Raw genomic sequence first — 5,827 nt, 5'->3', positions numbered from 1 at the left:
GATCGGGATCACGTCGAGGCGGCTCGCTGGTTCCGGCTTGCGGCTGATCAGGAGAACCCCGTGGGAGAGGTTGGCCTTGGCCTTCTTCATGTCGCCGGCTCCGGCGTGCCCCTTGATTACCCAGCAGCAGCTGAGCTCTTTCGCCGTGCAGCGAACAGCGGTGATGGGGATGGACAGGCAAATCTAGGCATATTGCACTTGGAAGGCCTCGGCGTCGCTAAGGACTATAAGGAGGCGGCGCGTCTGTTCCGGCTCGCCGCCGACCAGGGCAGCCTCGATGCTCAGACGGGCCTTGGACTGATTTATGAAAAGGGCCTCGGTGTCGTGCAGAATCACATCGAAGCGGCCCGTTGGTATCGGCGCGCCGCCGATCAGGGTTATGCGAATGCGCAGGTCAGGCTTGGCATCCTCCATGAAAAAGGCCTGGGCGTCACGCGCGATCCGGCGCTGGCAATCGCGCTCTATCGCCAGGCCGCAGCCGGCGGGAACCCCGAAGCGCACTTCCGGATCGGCACGTGCCTCATCGCCGGCACGCAGTGCGGAGCCCGGGATCCGGTCGAAGGGCGGCGTCTTATCGGCATCGCGGCGGAGCAGGGATACCCCACCGCGCAAGACTGGATCGCCGCGAATCCCCAATGATCGAATTCGATCTCCCGAAACAGCCGGAATGAATCCCGCGGGCTTCCCTGCCTGGTCGGCGGTGGGCATGACAATCGATGATTATGCCGCCGGGATCAGGCAGCGTAATCAAACTGCTGTCAATGCGCACGAACTCGGCGCAGCCACCTCCGGGAAAGCGCTATGCTGCAGCGCCAGGCTCGCCCTGCTGGCTAGAGTTTGCAGCGCAATCGAACGCCCGGCCGCGCCAAAAATGTATCGGTCCGCGAGTCATAGCTACGATAGCGTGCGGCGCATGCGCGTTGATGGGACCGCGTCGATTTGACGGTCGCCCCGCGTTTCGTGGACTTGCCTTTGGCCGGCTTGCCTCGATTCGGCGCGGTCTGCTGTTCCAGCAAATTGCCCTGGTGCATTATCATTGCCTGCTGGCCGGCGTCGATCAACTGGGCAGAGGCAGGTGCGATGCCGGCGGCGCCAAGGCTGGTTACGAGGCCGGCAATCGCGACATATTGTAAGAAACGCATCGAACATCTCCTTTTCAAGATGAATGTCAAAATGTGGAAGTGAAAGATGACCCGGTTATTTGTGCGTATATCCGGTCGCGAAGTCGTGAACGAACAGTCCGGGCTTGCGGCTGTCGAACGAAGCCTGCAGCTTGCACGTCGCACGCTGTTGCTTGCAGTCGAGCTCCGCCGCTTGCTTCGCGCGCTTGGCCGAGGTCTCGGCGGTCGCCCGGTCGTCGTTATCGTTCAGTCGATACGCCTGAATAAATCCGTTACCGGACAGCGCCCGGGTCTCGCACGGACGCTTTGCCATATCGGAGCAGGCTTTTTGGGCAGCAGCGGATACGCCGCTCGCCGTTTGAAATCCGCTTACGATATAGAGTCTTCCGTCATAGCCATCGCGGCCCTTTACGGCCGCCGCCGCCGCATACAGCTTTCGCGCGCCGGGCTTGGGCTCCTTTTTGCCTGAGCTGGAGCGAACGGTCGCAAAGACCTCGCAGGGCAACAATTGCTTGGCCGAGCATTCAGCAAAAACCCGCTTTCGGTCCGCCCCGCCTTCGCCGTTCCACCCGGTATAAAAATAGCCTTCCTTGTCGCGAAAGACGGTCATCGAAGAGTTGGACCATGAGGTGGCGACCTCGCAGCCGGCACCCAGCGCACCCATCATGTTGTTGCACATCCAGACCACCTCCTGCTTTGGGGCCCAGGCGCCGTTGATGTAATTGCCGTCCACCCAGATGTCGGCGACGTCGGGATGCCAGCCGATCGCCGCATGGCTGTTTGTCGGGCCCGAGGGGTACGGTGCCGACATGCCGCCGCCGTCGCGCGTGCACAGCAGCAAGGGCGGAGTTCCCTGGGGCGAATTGGGCGGGGGCGGGGCCGACCCGACCGCCCTTTCTCCGGGGCCTGGTCCTTGGCCGCTGCAGGGATAGACCTGCGCCTCGGCCGATGTCGGCCAGAGACACCAGGCCAGCGTGACAGCAAGAAGCTGTCCGATCTTGCGTGTTGCTACTGTGCGAAACATGTGTTGGTCCTCTTTTTGATATTGCTTTCGCAACGCGTGCCCATGGCGCGTCCCCGGCTCGGACCAGCGGTCAGGACGGGCATGGCTTGAGACTGATTTTTTCGAACGACACGGTGACCTGCGTGAACTGCCATTGCCCTTGCGTGGCCGCTCGCGCCCATTTGCCGGGCGGTGCGAGCACCGCATCGACATAGGCGAATCCGCAATCGGGGGACTTGGCCCCTCCTTTTACCATGATCCTCAGTCGGGCGCGGCCGAACGCGCCGTCGACGTCGACCTCCGGCTGGCCGAATGAGAAGGAAATATCCGGCTTCGGGCCGAACATCGCGGTGAGCGAGCGGCGCGCCGGTTCCCCTTCGAACATTTTTGTCTCGGCAAGACCGCCGGGTTGCGTGACGACAAAGAACAGGCGAGTCCGCTCCGTAAAATGGACGAAAGGCTGATAGCTTGGGTCAGGATGCGCGAGCAGTTCGAAAAGGTTGCGGATTGCCAGTTCCAGCTTTTCCGACGGCGATCGTTCTTCCTCGACCGGCGGCACCCGCAATGCGGGCCGTTCCTGAGATATTTTCCCGAAAGCGGGTGCCGCAGCGCCGGCTACGACCGAAAGGATGAGGCTCGTGAAGCGAAAGGCAATGCGACAGTCAAAGCGCAAATTCGGTCTCCTGCAGGCATTTCGGGACGGAGATGCGGGGCGGCGTTGCAAAATATTGACTGGCCTGCCCATCAGTCTCACCGGCCCAGTACCGCGGCGCAGCTGCCTCTCGTGAAATAGTCGACGATCGTGCCGCCGCGGACCTCGAAGCTCGCGGTGCAATCGATCGCGGTGTCCGATCGGGCCGGTCCGCCCCCGACACACATCATGCCGCCGTTTTTCGAGTTCGGATCGGGCACATGCATATTGCCCGCGCCGCAGCCTCCGGAGGGATCGGGACCCGTGACAGCGCTCGTCCTATAATAATGGACGAGACGCCGGGCCCCCTCGTCCTCGTAGCGCGTCGGCGTGCCCCAACGGCTCACCAGTTCGGTATCGCGATGTCCGATCCACGGTTCAAGGCTGCGGCGGACAGGCACCGGCTCGCGCTTCTCGCGCGCCGCGAACCGGTCTCTCTCCTCGCGTTCTGCCGCCTCGGTCGCCATGACGCGATCGGCCACGGCTCCGGCCTCGCTCAGCGCACGCTTCCGCCGTTCGGCAAGGTCTGCCAGAACGCGTTCCTGCTCCTCGATCGAGCGGACATTGGCATCGGCTGGACGCTTGCCGTCGGCCCAGAGCGAAGCCCAGACCCGCTCCTCGACCCCGATGATCGTGAGATCGCCGAGATAGCGGATGCCGCCCGCCATTTCCTTGCGCATCGCGACGCGCGCCGCTTCGCTCGCCGACCCCATCGAACAGGCGAAGGCTGCGACCCTGGCGTCGGCTTCGTCCTCGAATGCGCGGAACGGACGGTCGGGCGCGCGCTGGAGGGCGCCGCCGCGCGGCGTGATCTGAATCAGCTCTTCCTTGATCTTTTGGGCGTTGCAATCGACCGTCACATTCGAGGTGACCCATGCCGGCTGCTTCGCGCCCTCGAGAACGACGATGCTCTCGAGCCTGTACATATTATCGGCGAAAGGGACCGGCCGGATGCTGCCCTCCTCGACCGCGACCGACACACGGGCCGGTTTCGTACCGCCGCTATGGACTAGCCACCAGTCGCCCGCCGCGGCGGTCGACGACACGCCCGTCATCAAGACCGCCCAGGCCAGCCCGATCTTCTTCATGTGATTCTCCATTGGCCATATCCGTCCCGCACCCGTCATCACTGGACCTGACGGACGCTGTGATGGCTGCAATCGGACAGGATGACGGTGCAGCTGTTCGTGCTCCAGTCGCTGCGGCAGGCCTTGACCGCATTGGCTTCGGCCTCTTCCTTCGAGCTGCCGGTATTGGCGCTGTCGCTTCCCGGAACGGCGGCGCCCTTGCTTACCGCGCGCGCTACCGCGGCGCACTGGTTCGAATAGCTGAGCATCAGCGAGCAGTTGCTGCCCGCGACTTCGCGACAATGCGCAAGCGCGCCTGCTGCGGCCTTTTTCTCCGAGCGATAGTAATTGCCGGTCGACCAGCTTGCATTCGCGCTGTCGTAGGCGAGCGCGCCAAATGCCTTGTCGACGGTAAATTTGGGCGGCGGCGGGGCTGCCGGCCCCGCCGCCGCGGCCTGTTCGCTGCCGCCGGGCACGCAGATCACGCGCTGATAGGTGTTTCCATTCTGCTGGTAGCTTTCCTGGACCGGCATATGACCGAAGGGACAGCCATTCTCGGCAAGCGCAGGTTCGGGCCGCGCCAGGAGGAACAGCGCCGCGCCCGCCGCCATCGCGATACCGGCGAGAAGAGGCCATGATCTGCCGCGCGGCACGGTATGGGAGGAGGAACGGATCATTTCTTTCCTCCCTTCTTCATTGCGCCCTCGTCACCGGCGATCGCCGCTTTCGGCGCGCAGCCCGATTTGCGGTCGATCTTGTCGGCAGCGATACTGCCCGCCGCGGCGCCCGCCATCGCGACGGTGGCGTCGCCCGCGACAAGGCCGACGATGCCGCCGACAAGACCGCCCAGCCCGCTCTTCTTCGACGCGACCGACATGCATTCGCTGGTATCGACCGCTTCCGAGACATGGACCTTGGGCCCCGGCTTGGCGGGTTGCGCCGCAGGCGCAGGCGGCTCGGCAGGCTGTTTCTTCGCGGCTGCCGGTGTCGAAACGATCAGCAAAGCAGTCAGGGAAAGAAGGGTGCTTCTCATGATATCGGCTCCAAATATTTAGCTGTTTCAAACGGATATGAAAATCACCGGGACATTCTGTGCACCCCATCACAGCCGGAAAGTTTTGCCAAAGGCCGTGGTGCGGCTTGCCATCGTGAAAAGGTCAAGATCGATCTCCCCGGCTAGCGCCACAGCATGAGCGGCATCAGCCCATGCGCGGCGAGCGTCGCGCAAAGTACCAGCACCACGAGGCTCGCGATCAATGTCGGGCGCCAATGCATGTGCCGCGCGGCGATCGCGGCGATAGCCTGCCACACCATCGCAAGCGGAAGCAGAAGCGTAGCTGCGGCAAGCGCCATGTTCGCGAGGCTCGAATCGCCCAGGCTGGCGAAGGACTGGCGCTGGAAGACCAGCGCTGCGCCCACGAGCCCCAGCACACCTCCGGTTCCCGGCCCGATCACCGCGCGGCCATGTCGCCACGCCAGAATCGGCGCCACGACCAGAAAATAGAGGAGCCCGGCCACGCCGAGTCCGAGCGCCAGCCAGAGCAAGGTCAGTTCGGCCGTGCCGATCAGCCGGAAGCTTCGCATTCCGTCGCTCAGCATCGGCGTCCCGTCTGCATCGCGCAACAGGATGTGCGACGGTGCCACGCATCCGTCGGCGCGGAGCAGATGGCCGCCGGCGGGAGCGAGACCGATCGCGCTGCCCATGAAAGGCGTGAGCGCAAAGCCGCCGCTGTGCGAAGTCAGCGAGAAGCCGCCGGTCAGGAGATCGGGATAGCTCTGGATCGCGAAGCGGCTAGGGGCAGGCACATATCTGCCAAGCCAGGGCGAAGGATCCATCGAAGCTTCCGCAGGGGCGAAGGGCATCGCCGGGCGCAGGCGTAGCGCCTCCACCAGCACAGCATCGATCCGCGCATAATCGGCGCTCTCGCTGTCGGTGTTGACCGAC

8 protein-coding genes are annotated in these 5,827 nt (G+C 63.9%); 1 reads left to right on the top strand and 7 read right to left on the bottom strand.

Translation table 11 applies throughout. The features are described from left to right. The first annotated feature begins 60 nt into the window (after positions 1-60). Entirely contained in the window at positions 61-639 is a 579-nt protein-coding gene (locus tag VGD20_RS21430) for a tetratricopeptide repeat protein (protein ID WP_331136395.1), read from the top strand. Between the two features lie 191 nt (positions 640-830). Here the strand turns inward: VGD20_RS21430 and VGD20_RS21425 are convergent, their stop codons facing one another. From VGD20_RS21425 to VGD20_RS21395, 7 genes are all read right to left on the bottom strand, one after another. Then, entirely contained in the window at positions 831-1,142 is a 312-nt protein-coding gene (locus tag VGD20_RS21425; protein WP_331136394.1) for a BA14K family protein, read from the bottom strand. Between the two features lie 55 nt (positions 1,143-1,197). Next, positions 1,198-1,962: a hypothetical protein gene (locus tag VGD20_RS21420; protein WP_331136393.1), complete on the bottom strand. Its 765-nt coding sequence runs from the start codon at positions 1,960-1,962 to the stop codon at positions 1,198-1,200. Positions 1,963-2,215: 253 nt separating this feature from the next. Then, on the bottom strand, positions 2,216-2,689 hold the full coding sequence (locus VGD20_RS21415; protein ID WP_331136392.1) for a hypothetical protein: 474 nt from the start codon (positions 2,687-2,689) through the stop codon (positions 2,216-2,218). A 185-nt stretch (positions 2,690-2,874) separates the two neighbouring features. Next, on the bottom strand, positions 2,875-3,903 hold the full coding sequence (locus tag VGD20_RS21410) for a hypothetical protein (protein ID WP_331136391.1): 1,029 nt from the start codon (positions 3,901-3,903) through the stop codon (positions 2,875-2,877). Between the two features lie 38 nt (positions 3,904-3,941). Continuing rightward, positions 3,942-4,559 carry a DUF4189 domain-containing protein gene (locus VGD20_RS21405; RefSeq protein ID WP_331136390.1) on the bottom strand — a complete coding sequence of 206 codons (618 nt, stop codon included), beginning with the start codon at positions 4,557-4,559 and terminating at the stop codon, positions 3,942-3,944. Next, positions 4,556-4,915 carry a hypothetical protein gene (locus VGD20_RS21400; RefSeq protein WP_331136389.1) on the bottom strand — a complete coding sequence of 120 codons (360 nt, stop codon included), beginning with the start codon at positions 4,913-4,915 and terminating at the stop codon, positions 4,556-4,558. The genes VGD20_RS21405 and VGD20_RS21400 overlap by 4 nt, the downstream gene beginning before the upstream one ends. Positions 4,916-5,058: 143 nt before the next feature. Then, positions 5,059-5,827 (bottom strand): hypothetical protein (locus VGD20_RS21395; protein WP_331136388.1); only part of this gene is annotated, 769 nt, incomplete at its 5' end.

This window comes from Sphingopyxis sp., from assembly GCF_036402335.1.
Classification (GTDB): Bacteria; Pseudomonadota; Alphaproteobacteria; order Sphingomonadales; family Sphingomonadaceae; genus Sphingopyxis.
This window is presented reverse-complemented; position numbering and strand designations above follow the sequence as displayed.

Bases quoted from the DNA above. Each gene is read 5' to 3' on its own strand.
- VGD20_RS21400 (WP_331136389.1), bottom strand. From the start codon at position 4,915: ATGAGAAGCACCCTTCTTTCCCTGACTGCTTTGCTGATCGTTTCGACA.
- VGD20_RS21410 (WP_331136391.1), bottom strand. From the start codon at position 3,903: ATGAAGAAGATCGGGCTGGCCTGGGCGGTCTTGATGACGGGCGTGTCG.
- VGD20_RS21425 (WP_331136394.1), bottom strand. From the start codon at position 1,142: ATGCGTTTCTTACAATATGTCGCGATTGCCGGCCTCGTAACCAGCCTT.
- VGD20_RS21405 (WP_331136390.1), bottom strand. From the start codon at position 4,559: ATGATCCGTTCCTCCTCCCATACCGTGCCGCGCGGCAGATCATGGCCT.